Source organism: Streptomyces sp. NPDC001970 (assembly GCF_053594115.1).
In genome coordinates this window covers 1-18,010 of the sequence record NZ_JBSFDW010000014.1, presented here as the reverse complement: position 1 = coordinate 18,010, position 18,010 = coordinate 1, and the positions used below count along the sequence as shown (strand labels likewise).

Genomic DNA, 18,010 nt, shown 5'->3' with positions numbered 1-18,010 from the left:
AGGGCACCGGTCACGACGGGGCCCGGGGCCGGGCGGCGCGTCCGTCGTCACGCCCGACGGAACGTCAGCGTCTCCCCCAAGGCACCCGCGCGCCACAGGTCCTGGCAGGCGTCGGCCATGCGGTCCAGGCCGTCGACCACCTGGCCCCACACGGTCCCGGGGACCCAGCCCGTGTCCCCGTTCAGCAGCAGGTTGTTGCGCTCGTAGAACAGCGCGAGATCCACGGTCACCGGCCGCCGGCCGACGTCGTCCCGGTCGTAGCCGTATGCCGCCGTTCCCAGTTCCGTCCCGCTGAAGGTGAAGTAGCAGAGGTCACCCGGAATCGGCGTCACCGTCGGGTTCTCCAGCGGCGGCTCCCGGTCGGCGAAGGCGGCGAAGAGGGCGTAGATCTCGTTGCGCGCGTACTTCGCGTGGTACACGTCACCGCCCAGCGGCAGCGCGTCCCACACCATGCGGCAGGTCACGGGCGCCCGGTCGTCGAGGAGGCGCGCGGTGCAGTGGACCCCGCGCTTTGCGAGTGAAACGTCGATGAAGCGATCGGCCATTGGCTACGCATACCCCGCCTCGCGCCGGGTAGCCGCGCGCCCATGGTTCCCCACACGGCTGAACACACCAGACATGCGATACGGCGGCGCACGCTGCTGCTCGGTACGGGAGGCGCACTCGCCGCGGCGGGCTGCGCCCGGGTGCCCTCGGGCGACTCGCTCGCCCGGCTGAGATCGCAGGGCACGGTGCGTCTCGGGATCGCGGGCGAGGTGCCGTACGGCTACATCGACGACCAGGGCGAGTTCACGGGTGAGGCCCCCGAGCTCGCCAAGGCCGTTTTCCGTCGGCTCGGCATACGTGATGTCCAGCCCGTCGCCACGGACTTCGCGTCTCTCATTCCCGGCCTCAACTCGCAGCAGTTCGACGTCGTCTCCGCCGGGATGTACATCAACAGGGAACGCTGCGCGCAGGTCATCTTCTCGGACCCCGAATACCAGATGCTGGACTCCTTCATCGTGCGCAAAGGCAATCCGAAGAAACTGCGCACTTACGAGGACGTGGTGCGGACGGGGGCGAAATTCGCGACCGGCACCGGTTATGCGGAAATCGGGTACGCGGTCGCGGCCGGCTATCCGGAGAAGGACATCGTCATCCTGCAGGACCAGGTGGCCGGACTGAACGCCGTCGAGTCCGGGCGCGTCGACGTCTTCGCGGGTACCGCCCTCACGACCCGCGAAGTGGTGCGCAAGAGCAGCAGGGCGGAGGCGACCGAACCGTTCGCGGCGGTGGTCGAAGGCAAGGAGAAGATCGACGGCGGCGGTTTCGCCTTCCGTCCTGCCGACACCGAGCTGCGGGACGCGTTCAACGCCGAGATCCACCGGATGAAGAAGAGCGGTGAACTCTTCCGCATCCTGCGCCGGTTCGGCTTCACCGAGAGCGAGATGACGGAGCTCACGGCGAAGGAGCTGTGCCGATGACAGCCGGACTGTGGCAGAACTGGGTGCTGCCGGGGATCTGGATCACCATCCAGCTCACCGTGTACAGCGCGGCCCTGGCCGCCGTCGTCGCTTTCGGTGTGGGTATGGCCAGAACTCATCGCTCGCGCTTCGTCCGCTTCCTGGCCGGCTTCTACACCGAGGTGTTCCGCGGAACGTCGGCACTGATCCTGATGTTCTGGCTGTTCTTCGTGTTGCCACTGCTGCTGGAGTGGCAGCTGGTGCCGATGTGGGCGGCGGTGCTCGCGCTCGGGCTCTCGTACGGGGCGTACGGCGCCGAGATCGTGCGCGGCGCGCTGAACGCGGTGGCCCCGGCGCAGCGTGAGGCGGGGGTCGCGCTCAGCTTCACCCCCTGGCAGCGGATGCGGCTGATCCTGCTGCCGCAGGCCGTGCCCGAGATGGTCCCTTCCTTCTGCAATCTGCTGGTCGAGCTGCTGAAGGGCACCGCACTGGTGTCGCTGCTCGGCGTGGGCGATGTGTCGTTCGCGGCGTATCTGGTGCGGCTGGCGACCCAGGAGAGCGCGCAGATCTACACGGTCACGCTGGTGATCTACTTCGTGCTCGCCTTCGCCATCACCCGTTCCATGAAGGCGCTGGAGCGCCGTACCAAGGCCAATGCCGGGATCGGGATGGTGGCGAAATGACATGGGACTGGTCCGCGGTCGCGGACTTCATGCCACGGTTCTGGGACGGTGTGCTGGTCACGCTGCAGATCCTGGTGCTGGGCTCGCTGCTGTCCTTCACGCTCGGCCTGGTCTGGGCGTTCGGGCTGCGTGCCGGTCCGCGCTTCGTGCGCTGGCCGGTCGGGCTCGTCACCGAGTTCATCCGGAACACCCCGCTGCTGGTGCAGCTGTTCTTCCTGTTCTTCGTGCTGCCCGAGTGGGGTGTGCAGTTCTCCGCGCTCACCACCGGCACGATCGCGATCGGGCTGCACTACTCGACGTACACCGCACAGGTCTACCGGGCCGGCATCGACGCCGTACCGGCCGGGCAGTGGGAGGCCGCAACGGCACTGAGCCTGCCCACCCACCGGACCTGGTTCGCGGTGATCCTGCCGCAGGCGGTCCGCCGGATCGCGCCCGCGCTGGGCAACTACGTCGTCGCGATGCTCAAGGACACCCCGCTGCTCGCCGGGATCGGCGTGCTGGAGATGCTCCAGCAGTCGCGCCTGGAGAGCGCGGCGACCTTCCAGTACACGGAACCGCTGACGGTCGTCGGCATCGCCTTCATCCTCATCGCCTACCCGGCTTCCCTGCTCGTACGGACCCTGGAGCGCCGCCTTGCCCGCTGACAGCCAGAACGAGAAGCAGAACCGGAATCAGAGCCAGAAGGAACTCATCCGCTTCACCAACGTCACCAAGCGCTTCGGGGAGAACACCGTCCTCGACAACCTGTGCTTCTCGGTCCGCCCCGGCAAGCACGTCACGCTGATCGGGCCCTCGGGCTCCGGCAAGACGACGATCCTGCGGCTGCTGATGACGCTGGAGCGCCCCGACGAGGGCACGATCGACGTCAACGGCGGCCGGCTGTACCCCGCCGACGAGAAGCAGCGGCGCGACGTGCGCAAGAAGATCGGCATGGTCTTCCAGCAGTTCAACCTCTTCCCCAACATGAGCGTGCTGCGGAACCTCACCGAGGCGCCGGTGCGGGTGCTCGGTCTGTCCCGGGACGAGGCCGAGGAGCGCGCCCGCGAGCTGCTGGATCTCGTCGGGCTCGCCGACCGCTGCGACGCCCGGCCGACCCAGCTGTCCGGCGGCCAGCAGCAGCGGGTTGCCATCGCGCGGGCGCTGGCGATGCGACCGCAGGTGCTGCTGCTGGACGAGGTGACGTCGGCGCTCGATCCGGAGCTGGTGGCCGGGGTGCTGGATCTTCTCAGGGACATCGCCCGAACCACCGACATCACGATGCTCTGTGTGACCCATGAGATGAACTTCGCCCGGGACATCTCGGACGAGGTGCTGATGTTCGACTCGGGAAAGGTCGTCGAGTCCGGGTCGCCGGAGAAAATCTTCTCCGAGCCGGAGCACGACCGTACTCGTGAGTTTCTCGGCGCGGTGCTCTGACCTTTCCTTCCTCGTGCCTACTTTGACTTTGGCATATGCCATTGTCGTGCGCCCCAGCATATGGTGCTGGGGCGCGGCACAATTCTCGCCAAGAGGCGCCCCGAGAACGGTTCTTGGCAGCTATCGTGGTACGGAAGCTTGCGGTCACAACCTGGTAGGGGGAAACCGTGGCGCTGAAGCCGGAGCCGACCGCGCCGTTCCACTCGGTGCAATACGCCCTGCGCGTTCTGGAGACGATCTCCAGGCACGGCGGCGGGGTCACCGACGTCCAGATCGCGCGCGAGACCGGTCTGCCCACCGGTCATCTGGCCTCGATGCTGCTGATGCTGCGGCGCGAGGGTTATGTGGAGCAGGTCGCGGACGGCGCATATGTGATCGGCGACTCCCTCGTCCTGGTGGGCTCCGGCGCCACGCGGCGGGAGGCCCTGGAGCGCAAGCTGCAGGAGACCCTCACCGAGCTGCGCGACTCCGTCGGCGCCGCGGTCTACATCAGCCGGTACATCGACGGCGAGGTGAAGATCACCCAGTTCGCCGACGGCCCGCGCACCCCGAAGGTCAACGAGTGGGTCGACTTCCGCTCGGCGGCGCACGCGAGCGCGGTCGGCAAGTGCCTGCTCACCCAGCTCGACCAGAACGGCCGCCGGGATCATCTGTCGCGACACAGGATCGCCCGGCTGACGTCGCGGACGATCACCAACGAGCGGATCCTCTTCTCGAAGCTGGACTCGCAGCCGCCCACGGTCCCGGTGCTGGATCTGCAGGAGTACGCGGTGGGCACGGTCTGCGCGGCGGTGCCGCTGACGGCCGGATCCTCTGTGGGCTGCCTGGCGCTCTCGCTCCCGATCGAGCATGCGCACCGGCTGCGCTCGGCGGCGGAGACGCTGAACCGGAAGGCGGCACCGGTCGTGCTGTCGCTGACGCTGTAGGCCCGGGCACGGCCCTCGGGCGCGGCTGGTCGGGAGCACCCCTCCGGACCAGGTAGTATTAATCCTGTCGTCAGCCGCGGAGAGCGGCGAGAACGGCAGCCCGCGCCGCTAGCTCAGTTGGTTAGAGCAGCTGACTCTTAATCAGCGGGTCCGGGGTTCGAGTCCCTGGCGGCGCACAACCTCACTGGAGCCCCTCGCAGTCGCGAGGGGCTCCAGTGGTTTTCCGCGTCAGCCACAGCACCCGTCTCGGCCCGTCCGCTCCGCGACCACCGCCCAGTGGCACCCGCCTGCTGGAGCGGGCGGCCGAGTCCGCGGCCGCGCGGGTCCGGTCGCCGCCGCCCGGGCATGGGACGCCTTCCCAGCTCCTCACGCGCGTGGATTCGGCACCCCACCGACCGTGACCTGCGTCACCTTCGCCGGATCGTCGACGGAGGCGAGCGGCTCAGCGGCGCGGAGGTCAGCGCAGATACGCGAGGACGGCCAGGACCCGGCGATGGGTGTCCTCGGCCGGGGGCAGGTCGAGCTTGGCCAGGATGTTCCCGATGTGCTTGCCCACGGCCGCCTCGGTGACGACCAGTGCGCGGGCGATCGCGGCGTTCGACCTTCCCTCGGCGACCAGGGCGAGGACCTCCCGCTCGCGCGGGGTGAGCTGCTCCAGCGGGTCCCGGCGGCGGCGCAGCAGCCGGCGTACGACCTCGGGGTCGACGACCGTGCCGCCCTGCGCGACGCGGACCAGCGCGTCCATGAACTCCTCGACGTGGCCGACGCGATCCTTGAGCAGGTAGCCCACGCCGATGCCGTCGCCGGAGTCGAGCAGCTCGGTGGCATAGGTGCGCTGGACGTACTGGCTGAGGACGAGGACGGGCAGCCGCGGGCGCTCGGCGCGCAGGTCGACCGCGGCCCGCAGTCCTTCGTCCTTGAGGCCGGGCGGCATGCGTACGTCGGTGACGACGATGTCCGGCTCATGGGCGGAGACGGCTGCGCGGAGGGCGTCCGCGTCGCCGACGGCGGCGACGACGTCGTGACCGAAGCGCTGGAGGAGTCCGGTGAGGCCCTCGCGCAGGAGCACGCTGTCCTCGGCGATGACTACCCGGAGCGGTTCGTGTCGGTCCGGCACGGTATCTCCAGTCGCAGGACGGTGGGCCCGCCCGGCGGGCTGGTGATCGACAGTGTGCCATCCAGGACGGCTGCACGGTCGGCGAGTCCGGTGAGGCCGGTGCCCTTGTCCGGGGACGCGCCGCCCTTGCCGTCGTCCCGGACCTCGACGGTCAGGCGGTCCCTGGTGTGCCGGGCGGTGAGCCCCGCCCGACGGGCGCCGCTGTGCTTGTCCACATTGGTGAGGGCCTCGCAGACCGCGAAGTACGCGGCGGTCTCCACCGAGCGGTCCAGGCGCGGCAGTTCGACGTCGGTGTCCACGGGTACGGAGGCGCGGTCGGCGGCGTCGGCCAGAGCCGCGCCGAGGCCGTAGTCCTCCAGGACCTTCGGGTGGATGCCGTGGATGAGCTCGCGCAGCTCCGTCAGCACGCGCCCCGCCTCCTCGTGCGCGGTGACGAGCCGCTGGGCGAGAGGGCCGCCGGACGGGGCGTCGAGCCGGGCCAGGCCCAGCGTCATGGTCAGCGCGACGAGCCGCTGCTGGGCGCCGTCGTGCAGATCGCGCTCGATACGGCGGCGCTCGGCCTCGAAGGCGTCGACGAGGCGGGCGCGGGAACGGGTCACCTCGCCGATCCTCGTGCGGAGTTCGGCCTCGCGCGGGGCGAGGAGCGCACGGGTGAGAGCGGCGCGGGCACCCGCGAGCGCGCCGAGCGGATAGAGCAGCACGGCGAGGAGTACGAGGCCGGCGGCGGCCGTGGCGAGGGCCGCGGGGTGGTCCGTGACGAGCCACAGCTTGGCCACGCGGGCCTCGTCCCCGTCGACGGCGAGCTGAATCGGCGCGGCCGTCATGGCGAGGGGCACGCCCACGCCACAGACGACGGCCAGCACATCGAGCGGCCACAGCACGATGGCGTGCACCACCCCGTACGCAAGCTCCCGCCACGTGGCCTGCTCCGTGAACCGGGTCCTGGCCCAGGCGGCTATGCCGGGCTCCGGAGGTGTGCGGTGAGGACTGTGGGTGGGCTCCAGGTCCGCGATCCGCAGGCGGCGGCGCTCGACGACGGCGAGGGCGACGCCGCTGAGCACCAGGAGGGGCAGGCCCACGGCGACGGCGGACAACGCACCGAGCAGCACCAGGCCGACGAGAGCCGGCACTCCGGTGAGCGCGCTGCTCAGGAGGTACCCGACGGCCCGCCAGGGCCAGTTGCTCCGCAGGTAGTCGCGCCGGGTCAGCGCCTGCCAGAGGGTGCGTGCTGTCATGCCGCCCACGTTATGGCCCGCCTCATGGGCCGAACCATGGCTCCAGGGGGCGTCTTTCAGGGTGTACCTGGCCCTACCCCCAGGGCCGTTCCCGAACCGGGCTCGGCCACGGACCCCCGGGAGGTGCCCTGAGCCGTCCAGTGGTCCGGATGTCCGTCCTCGAAGGCCGGACGGGCCGAACTGCGGCCCTGCCTGCGTGCGAAGCACGGGGGTTCGGGGGCGGAGAGCCCCGGCCGCAGGCGCCGCCCCCTCACCGGTCCAGCAGCGCAGCCCGGTCGTGGGACTCGTACTCGCGCAGCAGCGCCGTCACGTCGTCCCCCGTCAGCCGGCGGTAGTGCGGCTCGCCGCCCGGGCGCCACCAGAGCGGGTCGGGGCAGCGGAAGGACTCGCGGCGCAGGGCCGCGCGGTGGATCTTGTTCGTGGCGGTCACCGGCAGTCGGCGCACGATGCGCACGAAGCGGGGCGCCATCTTCGTGCCCAGGTCGGGCTGGGCGGCGAGGAAGTCCCCGAAGGCGGCCGCGTCGAAGGCGGTGCCGTCACGCAGGGCGAGGGCGGTCATGACCTGGTCGCCGGAGACGGGGTCGGGGACGGCGTAGACCGCGACGCCCGCGGCGCGGTCCCAGCGGGACAGGATGTTCTCGATCACGGCGGCGGCGAGGTTCTCGCTGTCGACGCGCAGGCGGTCGTCCGTGCGGCCCGCGAAGTACAGGAAGCCCTCCTCATCGCGGAAGAAGAGGTCCCCGGTCCAGTACCAGCCTCCCCGCACGCGCGCCGCGTCCGCATCGGGATTGCGCCAGTAGCCCTCGAAGGGGTTGCGGCCGCGGTTGACCAGTTCGCCTATCGCCCGGTCGCCGTTGAGCAGGCGGCCCTCCTCGGAGAAGCGCGCCGCCTCGCACTCCTCGCCCGTCGACGGATCGACCACCGCCAGATCGTCCCCCGGCGCCGCCCGCCCGACCGCGCCGCGCGGTGTGCCCGGCGTGCGCCGGACGGCCGCGCCGCCCTCCGAGGATCCGTACCCCTCGACGAGCCGTACCCCGAAGCGCGCCTCGAAGCGGGCCGCGTCGACCGCCCCCGCCTCCGTGCCGAAGCCGAGCCGCAGGGAGTGCGAGCGGTCGTCCTCACGCTCCGGTGTGGCCAGCAGATACTGGACCGCCCGGCCGACGTACGTGAAGTACGTGGCGCCGTGGGCACGGACGTCGGGCAGAAAGCCCGAAGCGGAGAAGCGCCGACGCAGTGCGACCGACGCACCCGCCACGAGCGCGGGCGCCCAGTCCGCGATGACGGCGTTCCCGTGGAACATCGGCATGCAGATGTAGTGGACGTCGTCCGGCCGCACACCGAAGTGCGCGACGAGCGACGCCCCGGCCGCGGCGAGCCTCCCCTGGCTGCAGATCGCGGCCTTGGGCGCTCCGGTCGAACCGGAGGTGAAGTACAGCAGCAGCCGGCTGTCGGGCTGCACCGCGCGGCCCGACAGCGCGACGGCCTCGCCGGGCTTCACGCCCTCGTACAGCGCGAGGAGGGCGGCGTACTCAGGGTTGTCGGGGCCGGTCACCAGCACCCGCACGCCCGGCAGTTCGAGACCGTCGAGCAGGGGAAGGTGCGCGCGCTCGGTGACCAGCACACGGCAGTCGGTGTGCAGGATGTCGCGGGCGATCTCGGCGCCCCTGCGGGTCGGGTTGATGCCCGCGACGGCGGCCCCGGCAAGGGCCGCCGCGCTGATCCAGAGCGGGAACTCGGGAGTGTTGTCGAGCAGGATCCCGAGGTGCGGCTCAGCACCCCGGGGCAGCAGCTCCGCGAGCAGCGCGGCCCTCGCGGCGGCGCCGGAGGCGACCTGGTGGTGGCTGAGGACGCGATCCTCGTGTCTCAGCCCGGTCCTGTGGTCGCCCCACTGGCGCTGTACCAGCTCCGCGACGGTCGTGGCGCTGTTCATCCCGCCCATGGCGCCGAACAGTAGCTGACTGTTCGTCAGAACTGAACATCCGAGCAGGCGTAGAAGGCGTTCGGGGTGTCATGGATGGTCCACACCGCCAGGATCAGATGGCGGCCGGACTTCGACGGGAGCGTTCCGGAGTGGGAGAGCGTGGACGGTGGCTGCTGGCCGTTGTAGGGGATGGTCAGGAACGGCTGAGGGTCGAGGGCCGCACGGGTGAGCGGCTGGCTCGGGTTCCACCCGCTCCTGGTGATGTAGTACTTGAAGTCGGTCGTCCTGTGGTTGGCCGTGAACTGCCACCGGAAGGTGTAGTTCTGCCCCGACGAGACCTTCGTCGAGGGCCATGCGCCGCCGCGCGGGTCGTCGAGCTGCGAGAAGCGGCTGAGACCGCCGGCGCAGATCGTTCCGTCGGCCGGGCCCGCCGCCGGGAAGCCCTTGGGGCCCTCGACGCTCTGCGGTTCCCACTGGATCTCACCGCAGTTGGTCACCGTGCCGTTGGCACAGAGTTTCTGACGGCTGATCGGTGAGTCGGTGTAGCCGTGGCTGCCGGCGCTGCCGGTGGCGAGGAAGGAGGTTCCCGCCACCGCGAGGCCGACCATGGCCGCACCTATTCGCTTTCGCATGCTGTCGCTCCTGAGAACGTGGGGGAGTTCCGTGAGGCGTGCCGTGCGGTGCGGATGCTTGTGCGGTCGTGCACGTTCCGGTCTAGACCAAGTCCCAGATTATGGGCGAACGTTGAACATGTCCAGACCAATCACGGTGCCTCCGTCCCGCCTGCCCTTGCCGTGCAGAAGGCGACGGTGAGATCCCGCACCAGCGCCTTCCGCTCGTAGTCGTCGAGCTCCACGAGGCCCCGCACGGTGAGCCGTTGCACGGTGTCGTCGACCGCGTCCACCACCGAGGTCAGCACGGTGTCCCGGTGCTCGGCCTCGATCGCGGCGATACGGCGCCGACGCATCGCCGCCGCGACCTCGGGGGCGTACTCGATACGAGTCGGCTGAGCGGAGAAGATGTCGATGCCGACCGGGACGCACTCCGCAGACAGGGTCTTCGTCAGCGCGTCGCCGACGGCCTCGGCGTTGCGGAGGGTGGGCGCGTCCTCGTGGAAGGCGTCGGTGGGGAGCTGCGAGAGCACCCGGGCCATCGCCGCCTCCACCTGCTCCCGCAGGTACTCCTCATGGTCCTCGACGGACAGTACGGCGCGCGCGGTGTCCTGGATCCGCCAGACGACGAGAACGACGGCCTGCAGCGCGGTGCCGTTCGCGTCGACGGCGGGCATGGGCTCGCTGCGCCAGTGACGAAGGCGTACGTCGACGTTCCGGCGGAGGAGAAGCGGGCTGACCCACAGGAGGCCGTTGCGGCGCACGCTCCCGCGGTACTCGCCGAACAGCGTCAGGACCCAGGCGTGACCCGCGCTGCCCCGGCCGAGGCCGCCGAGGGAGAACAGCGCGAAGACCACGGCGACGGCAAGGAGCGCCCACTGACCGCCGCCGATGCCGTGGTACGGGCGCGGCCTCAGCCGGAACAGCTCGGTCAGCTCCCGCGGGAAGGCCCCGGCCCAGTGCAGCACGGCCGCGCACCCGGTGAGTGCGACGACCCCGACGAGCAGGGCGACCCATCCGGGCAGCACGGGCCCCGGCCGCTCCCGCACCTTCGGGTCCGCGGGCGGCGCGGGCCGCCGGCTCGGCGAGACCACGGTCACCCGGGGTGCGGTCGCGACCCGGCGGCCGGAGGGAACGACAGGCGCCATGGCGACGGTGTCGGGCCCCCCGTCGTCGTCCTTGCCTGCAACGTCCTTGCCGGCAACGTCCTTCCCGGAAGCCGTCCGGGAGTCCTTCCCGGCGACCGGTGCGACCACGTGCCCCGCAGCCGCGGAGTCTCCGGGGACGTCCCGGAACAGCAGGTGCACGGGAATCGCCCCGGTCGTCTCGGCCCCGATCACGACCGTGCGCCGGCCCGCCGTCGCGGGCGCGGGCACCGCCGGCACGCCGGCGTCGTCGTCCACGGCCTCCCGCCCGGACGGCTCCCGCGGCAGGCCCGGCACATTCACGCCGACATCCGCGGAGCCACCGGACGTATCGTCAGCTCGCGGTCCGGCGAGGCGCTCACCGACGTCCGAGCCCGTGGAGTCGACCGACGCGTCGTCGCGTCGCCGGACAGCGGGGTCCGCTTCGTCTCGTACGCCGTCGGCGTCGGCGCCTTTCGCATCGGCCCGCTCGTCCGAACCGACCGCGTCGCCGTCGCCGTCGGGCCGTCCCGTCGCCAGACCGCCCACCGGCCCCCAGGCCCACACGGGGCCGGGATCGGTGCCGCTGCCATCCGGCGCCGCAGCGGGGTCGGATGGTTCGGCCGGCCTGGGACCGCCGGTCACGGACGCGGTCGCGCCCGTGGATGCGCCCGTGGATGCGGACGTCACCGCCGGGGCGGGCGCGGAGGTCGTGGTTCCGGTCGCCGTGCCCAGGTCGAGGACCGGGAGCGAAAGCTCCTGCGGGCGGGGAAGGCCGGGCGGCAGGGGGGCCGCGGTGTCCTCGGGGTTGGGGGTCGTGGGGGTCACCGGGGACGCCTCCTCGGGGTTGTGGCGTGGTCTGGTGGGCGGCGGGTCATGAGAAGAGCCGTCGCCAGGTCTCGGGGCCGGGGTAGCCGTCGGCGGCACCGCCGCGCCAGCCCTGGGCTCGCTGGAACGCCTCGACGTTGCGGCGGTCCGCCTCGGTCCACTGCCGACCGGGCGCCGTGGTGTAGTGCTTGCCGAAGCCCCGCTCCACCAACTGGCGGCCGAGCTCCTCGACATGCGCGTTCGACTGGCCGGGGCGGAAGTGCGCCCGGCCCGGGTAGGCCGACACCGGGACTGGCACCTGGGCCTGCGGCTGCGGCTGCACCGCTGTCTGTGCCCGTGTCGGCGTCTGCGCCTGCGCCTGCGGTTGGGCCTGCGCCTGCGGCTGGGCCTGCGCCTGCGCCTGTGCCTGCGGCTGGGCCTGCGCCTCCACCTGCGGCTGCACCTCTGTCTGTGCCCGTGTCGGCGCCTGCGGCTGGGCCTGCGCCTGCGGCTGGGCCTGCGCCTGTGCCTGCGGCTGGGTCTGCGCCTCCACCTGCGGCTGCACCTCTGCCTGTGCCCGTGTCGGCGTCTGCGCCTGCGCCTGCGCCGCCTGAACCTGCGGCCGTGCCTGTGCCGATGCCTCTGCGCCCGGGATGTCCCGGCCCGTGCCGTTGGTCAGAAGGCGCCAGGTGCGCAGGTCGGGCAGACCGTCCGCCTCCTCGCCCTTCCAGCCCTGTGCGCGCTGGAACGCCTGGGTCGCCCGCCGGTCCGCCTCGCTCCAGAGCGGCCCCGGGCTCTCTCCGTAGTAACTCTTCGCGCCCCGCTCCACGAGCAGCCTCCCGAGCTGGGTGATGTACGTGTTGTTCGCGCCCGGACCGAAGTACCAGGGCCCGGGGAACGCCGGGGGCATGGTCGTCGACCCGTCTGACGTCGCGTCCGTGCCGATGAGCCCTTTGTAGCGGTATGCCACATAGAAGTCGGAGTCGTTCCAGTACGCCATCGGCGTGGCCTGCTTACGGGCGTGCGGCCTCGCCTGTTCGTAGGCCACGTAATAGGTGTGCGTGTAGTCGGTCCAGCCGCCGAAGATGGTGACGTGGGAACCCTTGCCCGGATCGTCGGGATTGTGGAACAGCAGGATGTCACCGGGCTGCAGATCCTGACGGTCCGTCCGCACCCCGTACTGCGCCAGACTTCCGGTCCACTCGTTGCCCGTCAGGTTCCAGGCCATCGAGACATAGCCCGAGCAGTCCTGCCGGTAACCATCCGACCAGTACGCGTTCATGGAGTACGGCACCTCGGCGTCCACCCAGCGTTTGGCCCGGTTGATGATGTCCGCGCGGGTCGTCCTGCGGAGCTCGGGCGTGCCGGCCGGGCCGGTCACGGGGCCGGAGTCCGGGCCGCCGTACAGCGGACCCTGCCCGCCCTGCGGGGTGTCCGGTTCGGGATCCCGGGCGCTGACGGGTCCGCCGGGCGCCGGGCCCTCGACCAGGGGGACCGCCGCCCCGGCCGCCCCGCCGCCACTGCCCAGCACCACGCCCGCCGCGGCGGCCAGGACCAGCGCGCGCCGGACTCCGCGCACGGCCTGGTGAGCCCCGGCGCGTACCGAAAGGGCGGACGCGCGGGCCCGCGCGCGCCGCTCCTGGGCACATCCGGCGCAGGGGCAGTCGGCGGCGGGCTCGTACTCCTCGAAGGCCGGAACGGTCATACGCTGCCCCTCCAACACGGTCTCGTCTGTCCTGACAAGTCGCATTTTTACCGATCAAAGAGAAAAAACGACCATCCGACAGGCCGGAACGAGCAAGGAAATGGTGAGGGGTACCCCTGGACGTCAGGTAGAGTTCTCCAGGTCAGCAGGCGCCGCTAGCTCAGTTGGTTAGAGCAGCTGACTCTTAATCAGCGGGTCCGGGGTTCGAGTCCCTGGCGGCGCACTTGCGATGTTCCATCGCTGACCTGGGCGTTCTCGGCTTCCGAGGGCGCCCATTCGCATGCGCCCGCGGAGCCGCGCGGCCCTTCCCTCCCCGTGCGCCCCGACAACGTCCGCCGACAGTCGTGGCCGCAGGTCCGGGCCGCACAGACCCGCCCCACATCCGCTTGATCCCGAGCGCCCGGAAAACTTGTCGAGTTCCGGTTCTCCCGGCGGCGGGGGTTCGTCGCCCATGCCGGGCCGGACGCTGGAAGCGCCACCCACCCTCCGACATACACTCGACCTCACCCGTACGCGTCAACGCATCGCTAGCAGGAAAGAACCCTCCCGTGGCCAACGCACTGCAGGATTTGGTGAAGAGCCGGCTGGAGCAGCAGGGCTGGTCCTACGGTGACGTGGCCCGGCGCGGCGGTATCCCGCGTTCCACCGTGCATCATCTGGCCACCGTCGAGCGAGTGACCCGCATGCCGCAACAGGCCACCCTCGAAGGCCTTGCCAGAGGGCTGGAGCTGCCCCTGGACGCGGTGCGCAGGGCCGCCGCCGAAGCCTGCGGGATCCACCTGTACTTCGAGGAGCCGGCCGACACCGCCGCCGACCCCGAGGTCGCCACCCTCATCGCCAGCGTCCAGCGACTGTCCGTGGCCGACCGCCGACACGTCACCGCGCTCGTCGAATCCCTTCTGCGCAGCACCCCCGCCCCTGACGCGGACTCCACCCCCGACGCAGACGCAGACGTCGAATCCGAATCCGGCTCCGGCTCCGGCTCCGACTCCGACTCCGACTCCGACTGAACGAGACTTCGGCTGAACGAGACTTCGGAGCTCACGGCTCGCTCAGGGTCCGCAGCCAACTGATCACGGCGTTCACCGTCTGGTAGTCGAGTTCGGAGATCCGAGCGACGGCATGGGCGTCGGTCAACCGCACGGGGAGACACGCCGCGTCCAGCGCACAGTGCAGCATCACCTGGTGCGCCTGCGTTGCCGGCAGGTCCTCCCCCACGCGCAGGAACGGGCGCAGGAATGCGGAGATGGGCAGCGGGGGTGTGGGAAATGTCGGATATTCCATGTCGTGTTCCGATCGCTCTCTCGTTCAGGTACGAAGCCTCGAAGGACTCGGACAGGTCGAGGGTGAGGTCAGCCCGGGTGGGCCGCTTCGGAAGGTCCGCGACATCCGCGACGCCGGTGTGTGTCCCACCTAGGTCTCGGCGCGTCAGGCGTACGACCGCCGGCCTATGCGCGCAGGCCGGCGTCAGGTGGGACCCCGGCCGCCTCCCCGGTCACGGCGCCGCTTGTCACCGGCGAGACCCTGGATGCCGGCCCGGCGCATCAGCAGCTGCACCGTTCCGCGGCTGACCGCGATGCCGTATCTCAGGGTCAGTTCGTCGTGAATACGCCGGTACCCGTACGTCCCGTGCGAGGCGGAGTGGATCGCGGTGATGGCCTCGGTGAGCCGGGAGTGGCGGACGGACCGTGCGGAGGCAGGGCGGGAGCGCCAGGTGAAGTACCCGGACTCGGTCACCCCCAGGGCCCTCGTGGCGATCCGGACGGGCAGACCCTCGCAGGCCATCACGTGTACTGCCTCGAATCTCCTTTTGGGGACGTCGCGTCCCACAACAGCTCGGTCGCCCGCCGAAGGACGGCGAGCTCTGCCTCCAGCTCGGAGATGCGTTTGCATGCGGCGTTGAGTTCGGACCCGGTGTGCGGGACGGACCGACCGCTCCGGAAGTGCGGCAGGTACCTGCGCCGCCAGTGGTAGATCGTCCGCTCTTTGAGGCCGAGATCGACGGCGACCTTCTTCACGGGCTCGCCTACGGCGAGCAGGTCGAGGGCCCGGCGACGCAGCTCGGGTGAGTAGCTCATGGATGGTCATCCCTCCGGAAGACTGGAGACGAGGTCCATCTGCCGGCGCGGGGAACGGATCCCCGGGCCGGGAGAGGCTGAGGTGCAGTACGGAGCGTCCGTCCGGCCCGATCGGCCGGCCAGGACCTAGTCGATGTGACGCCGCAGGGTGACGGTGGGCCGGAAGCTGCTCAGCGGGTGCACGGCCGCACCGCGCGGTGCGGCTGCCACCGCCCCCTTGAGGAGGGCCACGACCTCGGAGGCGAGGGAATCGGCGCGGGCCTTGACGACGTGGACCGGCTCCCGGCTCCGCTCCAGGTCGCTCAGCCGCCTTTCGAGCGCGGCGAGTTCGTTCCTGGCCGAGCGGCTCAGGGTGAACGAGTACGGGGTGGAGACGATGAACTGATAGGCGCCTGCGAACGTCTGGCAGCCCTCGCAGTGGTCGTTGACCGCGCGGCTGGTGTTCGTGGCGTTGAGGCGCGTGATGGTACCGGTCGTGGTCACGACCTGGAAGGACAGGGCGATCGCGCGGCACGGGTTGTCGAGCGAGCAGCCTACGGAGCGGGCGAACGCCCTGTTGCGCACACCGACGCCGACGCGCGTACCGAGCTCGTGGATCGCGAACTCGTCGTCGTAGTCCACGCGATGCCTCGGACCGGCCTTGGCGCGTGCTTCGTCCACCGCGATGCCGACATGGCGCGTGCCGGTCGGTGCTGACGATGTCGCTCCGGCCGGGCTCGCGGTGGCGAAGCCGGCCGTGCAGGCGGCGGCCAGCATGCCCAACTGCGCGACTTTGCGACCGGCTCGGCTGGTGCGTGGCTTTCGGTGGTGCGTCACTGGGTGCTCCTTTACGGACGAACGGGAAAATCGGGGGTTCACGATGCGAAGGGCCACTGGCCCCCCGTGGTGCCCTGCGACTCCGAGGAGGTCACCGAGGGCGAAGGGGAACCGGACGGCGTAGCGCTCGGAGTCCCGGGCGAAGAGCTGGCACTGGTCGACGGCGACGGCGAGGCCGACGTGCGGCTGGGGCTCGGTGTCGGGCTCGTCTGCCTGGGCGTCGGAGCGGCCTGACCGGGGCCGGCGGACGGAGAGGCGCTCGCGGAGGTGGCCTCGCCGGACGGGCTGACCTCGGGAGTGGGCGCGGGCGGGACCGCCTCGGGCGGCGGGCTGGTGCCCACGGACGAGTCCGGGCGGTCAGGGCTGGGCCGCTCTTCGGCGAGTGCCGATGCCGTCGGACGGATCGTCGGGACGCCGGGCTGGAGGATGGGGGCGATGGGCGGCTGCCGCGGCAGCGCCTCGGGGGTCATGCCGCCCAGCCACGCCGCGCAGAGTGCGCCGGCTCCCACCAGCACGCCGCCGCAGATGGCCAGGCGCATCCGGGTGTTGCCCTCGGTGGCACGGGTGGTGGCCCTCACAAGTCGCCCCACCAGGCGTACGGTGAGATACGCCGCGCCGGCCAGCGGGCAGATGAGCATGAAGCTTCCGATGACGCCGACGAGTCCTGCGGTGACCTGACCGTCGAAGAAGGCGAACCAGGTTCCGCCCAGCTGCTCCGCCAGGGAGCGCAAGCTGGTGCTGAGCAACCGCGGGAGGTTCCACAGGACGTAACCGAGCTCGACGGCGATCAGCGGCACCATGATCAGCACCCAGACCGTGACGATGGTCCGCGCGGGACGCTTGAGATCGGCCACCTCCGGAGCCAACGGACGACCCGGCAGCATGCTCCTCAGGATGGGCTTGATCTTGCCGAAGAGGTCGGGAATCCCGGCGAGGTCACCGAGGATGTAGTAGCCGTCCAGCCGGACCACCGGAAGCAGCTGTTCGACGATCTCGAAGTGCACCAGGTAGATCGCGGCAAGAAAGAACGGCTGGCCGGTGAGGAAGAACGCGCAGGCGAGCCCCAGCACGAAGACGATGTTGAAGTAGATCCCGCCCAGATCGGTCCGGATCCGGCCGGCCCGCCCGATGCGGTAGACATCGGTGACTTCGGTGTACATCGACGGCCAGATCAGGAAGAGACCGCAGCCGATGCTTCCCGGTCGCGCGCCACCGTATCTGCACGCCGAGGCGTGACCGAATTCATGGAAGACCAGCGATGCCACGATCAGGATGAAGACGGCCAGCATCAGCACCGGTTGCTCCAGCACCTGCAGCACCGGTTGCATGGCTCCGTGAATGGCGAACAGCCAGAAGTCCACGCACACAGCCGCCGCCAGCACCAGAGCCACCACCCATGGCCGGTGCAGCCATGCGAGCGCCTTCGCGATACGGGCGACCTGCCGCTCACGGAAGATCACCCGATGGCCCTTGAGGACCAGGAGGAGATCGGTGGTGGGGCCGGCGACCTGGTCGCTTTCCTGGCCGAAGGGGACGGTGACGCCGAGCGGTTCGAGCTTCTGCTCAATGAGGTACTCGATGTTGTCCGCGCTGACTTCACGCCCGAATCGCCCGCTGACCCGGTGCGAGATGGTCTCGGTGTTCCGTACGCCGTCGATGGCGTCGGTCACCAGGTAGAGCAACCGGGACAGCTGGACCACCTGCCCGTCTCCGCGGCGAACCAGATACTTGCGCTCCGTGAAACCGGATCCCTGGTATTCGCCGAGGAGTTGGAGTCCCGCGCCACGCCGCGGAACGGGAAACAGTATCTCCGTGTATTCGTACGAGGGAAACGTTTCGTCCGCGTCGCAGGCCGCCGCCCCCACGGGACCGGGGTGAACCCCTTGGCTTTCGGTCACCGTCCTGCTCTTCCTCCCGGCGCGGACCGCGCCCCCAAGAACGCGGCCCGCACACTCCGGGCGTTGTTACTGGCTGATGGTGATGGACTGGGTGGCCTCGGAGGCCGCGATGGCGTCCGGGGAGTCGAAGTTCGCCGCGAGCGACTCGTTGTGGGCGCTGACGTAGGCGACGCGCTCGCTCACGTTCGTGGTCCTGGTGAAGCTGAACCGGAGCCGGCCCAGGGCCTC

The 18,010-nt window shown here is 70.6% G+C and carries 18 protein-coding genes and 2 tRNA genes; 8 read left to right on the top strand and 12 right to left on the bottom strand.

Annotation, left to right across the window (positions count from 1 at the left end; genetic code table 11):
* Positions 1 to 47: 47 nt before the first annotated feature.
* Entirely contained in the window at positions 48 to 545 is a 498-nt protein-coding gene (locus tag ACWCP0_RS18615) for a DUF3830 family protein (RefSeq protein ID WP_451079878.1), read from the bottom strand.
* Positions 546 to 587: 42 nt separating this feature from the next.
* On the opposite strand from ACWCP0_RS18615, the gene ehuB reads away from it, so the two are divergent.
* The 6 genes from ehuB to ACWCP0_RS18585 all read left to right on the top strand — a co-directional run bounded on the left by ehuB (position 588) and on the right by ACWCP0_RS18585 (position 4,646).
* A complete protein-coding gene (ehuB, locus tag ACWCP0_RS18610; protein WP_451079877.1) occupies positions 588 to 1,463 on the top strand; it encodes an ectoine/hydroxyectoine ABC transporter substrate-binding protein EhuB in 876 nt (291 codons plus the stop codon).
* Positions 1,460 to 2,125 carry an ectoine/hydroxyectoine ABC transporter permease subunit EhuC gene (gene ehuC, locus ACWCP0_RS18605; RefSeq protein WP_451079876.1) on the top strand — a complete coding sequence of 222 codons (666 nt, stop codon included), beginning with the start codon at positions 1,460 to 1,462 and terminating at the stop codon, positions 2,123 to 2,125. Before ehuB ends, ehuC begins: the two co-directional genes overlap by 4 nt.
* On the top strand, positions 2,122 to 2,772 hold the full coding sequence (gene ehuD, locus ACWCP0_RS18600) for an ectoine/hydroxyectoine ABC transporter permease subunit EhuD (RefSeq protein WP_451079875.1): 651 nt from the start codon (positions 2,122 to 2,124) through the stop codon (positions 2,770 to 2,772). Before ehuC ends, ehuD begins: the two co-directional genes overlap by 4 nt.
* Positions 2,762 to 3,544 carry an ectoine/hydroxyectoine ABC transporter ATP-binding protein EhuA gene (ehuA, locus tag ACWCP0_RS18595; protein WP_451079874.1) on the top strand — a complete coding sequence of 261 codons (783 nt, stop codon included), beginning with the start codon at positions 2,762 to 2,764 and terminating at the stop codon, positions 3,542 to 3,544. The genes ehuD and ehuA overlap by 11 nt, the downstream gene beginning before the upstream one ends.
* Before the next feature lie 167 nt (positions 3,545 to 3,711).
* Positions 3,712 to 4,470: an IclR family transcriptional regulator gene (locus ACWCP0_RS18590; protein ID WP_451079873.1), complete on the top strand. Its 759-nt coding sequence runs from the start codon at positions 3,712 to 3,714 to the stop codon at positions 4,468 to 4,470.
* 102 nt (positions 4,471 to 4,572) lie between these two features.
* Positions 4,573 to 4,646 (top strand) — tRNA-Lys (locus ACWCP0_RS18585).
* Positions 4,647 to 4,927: 281 nt separating this feature from the next.
* On the opposite strand, the gene ACWCP0_RS18580 is transcribed toward ACWCP0_RS18585, so the two are convergent.
* From ACWCP0_RS18580 to ACWCP0_RS18555, 6 genes are all read right to left on the bottom strand, one after another.
* Positions 4,928 to 5,587: a response regulator gene (locus ACWCP0_RS18580; RefSeq protein WP_451079872.1), complete on the bottom strand. Its 660-nt coding sequence runs from the start codon at positions 5,585 to 5,587 to the stop codon at positions 4,928 to 4,930.
* Positions 5,557 to 6,822, bottom strand: a complete 1,266-nt coding sequence (locus tag ACWCP0_RS18575; RefSeq protein WP_451079871.1) for a sensor histidine kinase — start codon at positions 6,820 to 6,822, stop codon at positions 5,557 to 5,559. The genes ACWCP0_RS18580 and ACWCP0_RS18575 overlap by 31 nt, the downstream gene beginning before the upstream one ends.
* A 250-nt stretch (positions 6,823 to 7,072) precedes the next feature.
* Positions 7,073 to 8,752, bottom strand: a complete 1,680-nt coding sequence (locus tag ACWCP0_RS18570; protein ID WP_451079870.1) for a long-chain-fatty-acid--CoA ligase — start codon at positions 8,750 to 8,752, stop codon at positions 7,073 to 7,075.
* Between the two features lie 35 nt (positions 8,753 to 8,787).
* Positions 8,788 to 9,375 (bottom strand): lytic polysaccharide monooxygenase auxiliary activity family 9 protein, encoded by a 588-nt coding sequence (locus ACWCP0_RS18565; protein WP_451079869.1) that lies wholly within the window; start codon positions 9,373 to 9,375, stop codon positions 8,788 to 8,790.
* Between the two features lie 131 nt (positions 9,376 to 9,506).
* A complete protein-coding gene (locus ACWCP0_RS18560) occupies positions 9,507 to 11,306 on the bottom strand; it encodes an SPFH domain-containing protein (protein WP_451079868.1) in 1,800 nt (599 codons plus the stop codon).
* 46 nt (positions 11,307 to 11,352) lie between these two features.
* Complete coding sequence (locus ACWCP0_RS18555) at positions 11,353 to 12,990, bottom strand: peptidoglycan-binding protein (protein WP_451079867.1); 1,638 nt, start codon at positions 12,988 to 12,990, stop codon at positions 11,353 to 11,355.
* Between the two features lie 149 nt (positions 12,991 to 13,139).
* Here ACWCP0_RS18555 and ACWCP0_RS18550 point away from each other — a divergent pair.
* Positions 13,140 to 13,213 (top strand) — tRNA-Lys (locus tag ACWCP0_RS18550).
* Between the two features lie 325 nt (positions 13,214 to 13,538).
* Positions 13,539 to 14,000, top strand: coding sequence for a helix-turn-helix domain-containing protein (locus ACWCP0_RS18545; RefSeq protein ID WP_451079866.1), 462 nt, complete (start codon positions 13,539 to 13,541; stop codon positions 13,998 to 14,000).
* A 31-nt stretch (positions 14,001 to 14,031) separates the two neighbouring features.
* On the opposite strand, the gene ACWCP0_RS18540 is transcribed toward ACWCP0_RS18545, so the two are convergent.
* From ACWCP0_RS18540 to ACWCP0_RS18520, 5 genes are all read right to left on the bottom strand, one after another.
* Complete coding sequence (locus ACWCP0_RS18540) at positions 14,032 to 14,274, bottom strand: hypothetical protein (RefSeq protein WP_451079865.1); 243 nt, start codon at positions 14,272 to 14,274, stop codon at positions 14,032 to 14,034.
* A gap of 183 nt (positions 14,275 to 14,457) precedes the next feature.
* A complete protein-coding gene (locus tag ACWCP0_RS18535; RefSeq protein ID WP_451079864.1) occupies positions 14,458 to 14,775 on the bottom strand; it encodes an IS3 family transposase in 318 nt (105 codons plus the stop codon).
* Positions 14,775 to 15,068 carry a transposase gene (locus tag ACWCP0_RS18530; RefSeq protein WP_451079863.1) on the bottom strand — a complete coding sequence of 98 codons (294 nt, stop codon included), beginning with the start codon at positions 15,066 to 15,068 and terminating at the stop codon, positions 14,775 to 14,777. Before ACWCP0_RS18530 ends, ACWCP0_RS18535 begins: the two co-directional genes overlap by 1 nt.
* Before the next feature lie 126 nt (positions 15,069 to 15,194).
* Complete coding sequence (locus ACWCP0_RS18525; protein ID WP_451079862.1) at positions 15,195 to 15,884, bottom strand: hypothetical protein; 690 nt, start codon at positions 15,882 to 15,884, stop codon at positions 15,195 to 15,197.
* A 38-nt stretch (positions 15,885 to 15,922) separates the two neighbouring features.
* A complete protein-coding gene (locus ACWCP0_RS18520; RefSeq protein ID WP_451079861.1) occupies positions 15,923 to 17,782 on the bottom strand; it encodes a M50 family metallopeptidase in 1,860 nt (619 codons plus the stop codon).
* Positions 17,783 to 18,010: the final 228 nt, after the last annotated feature.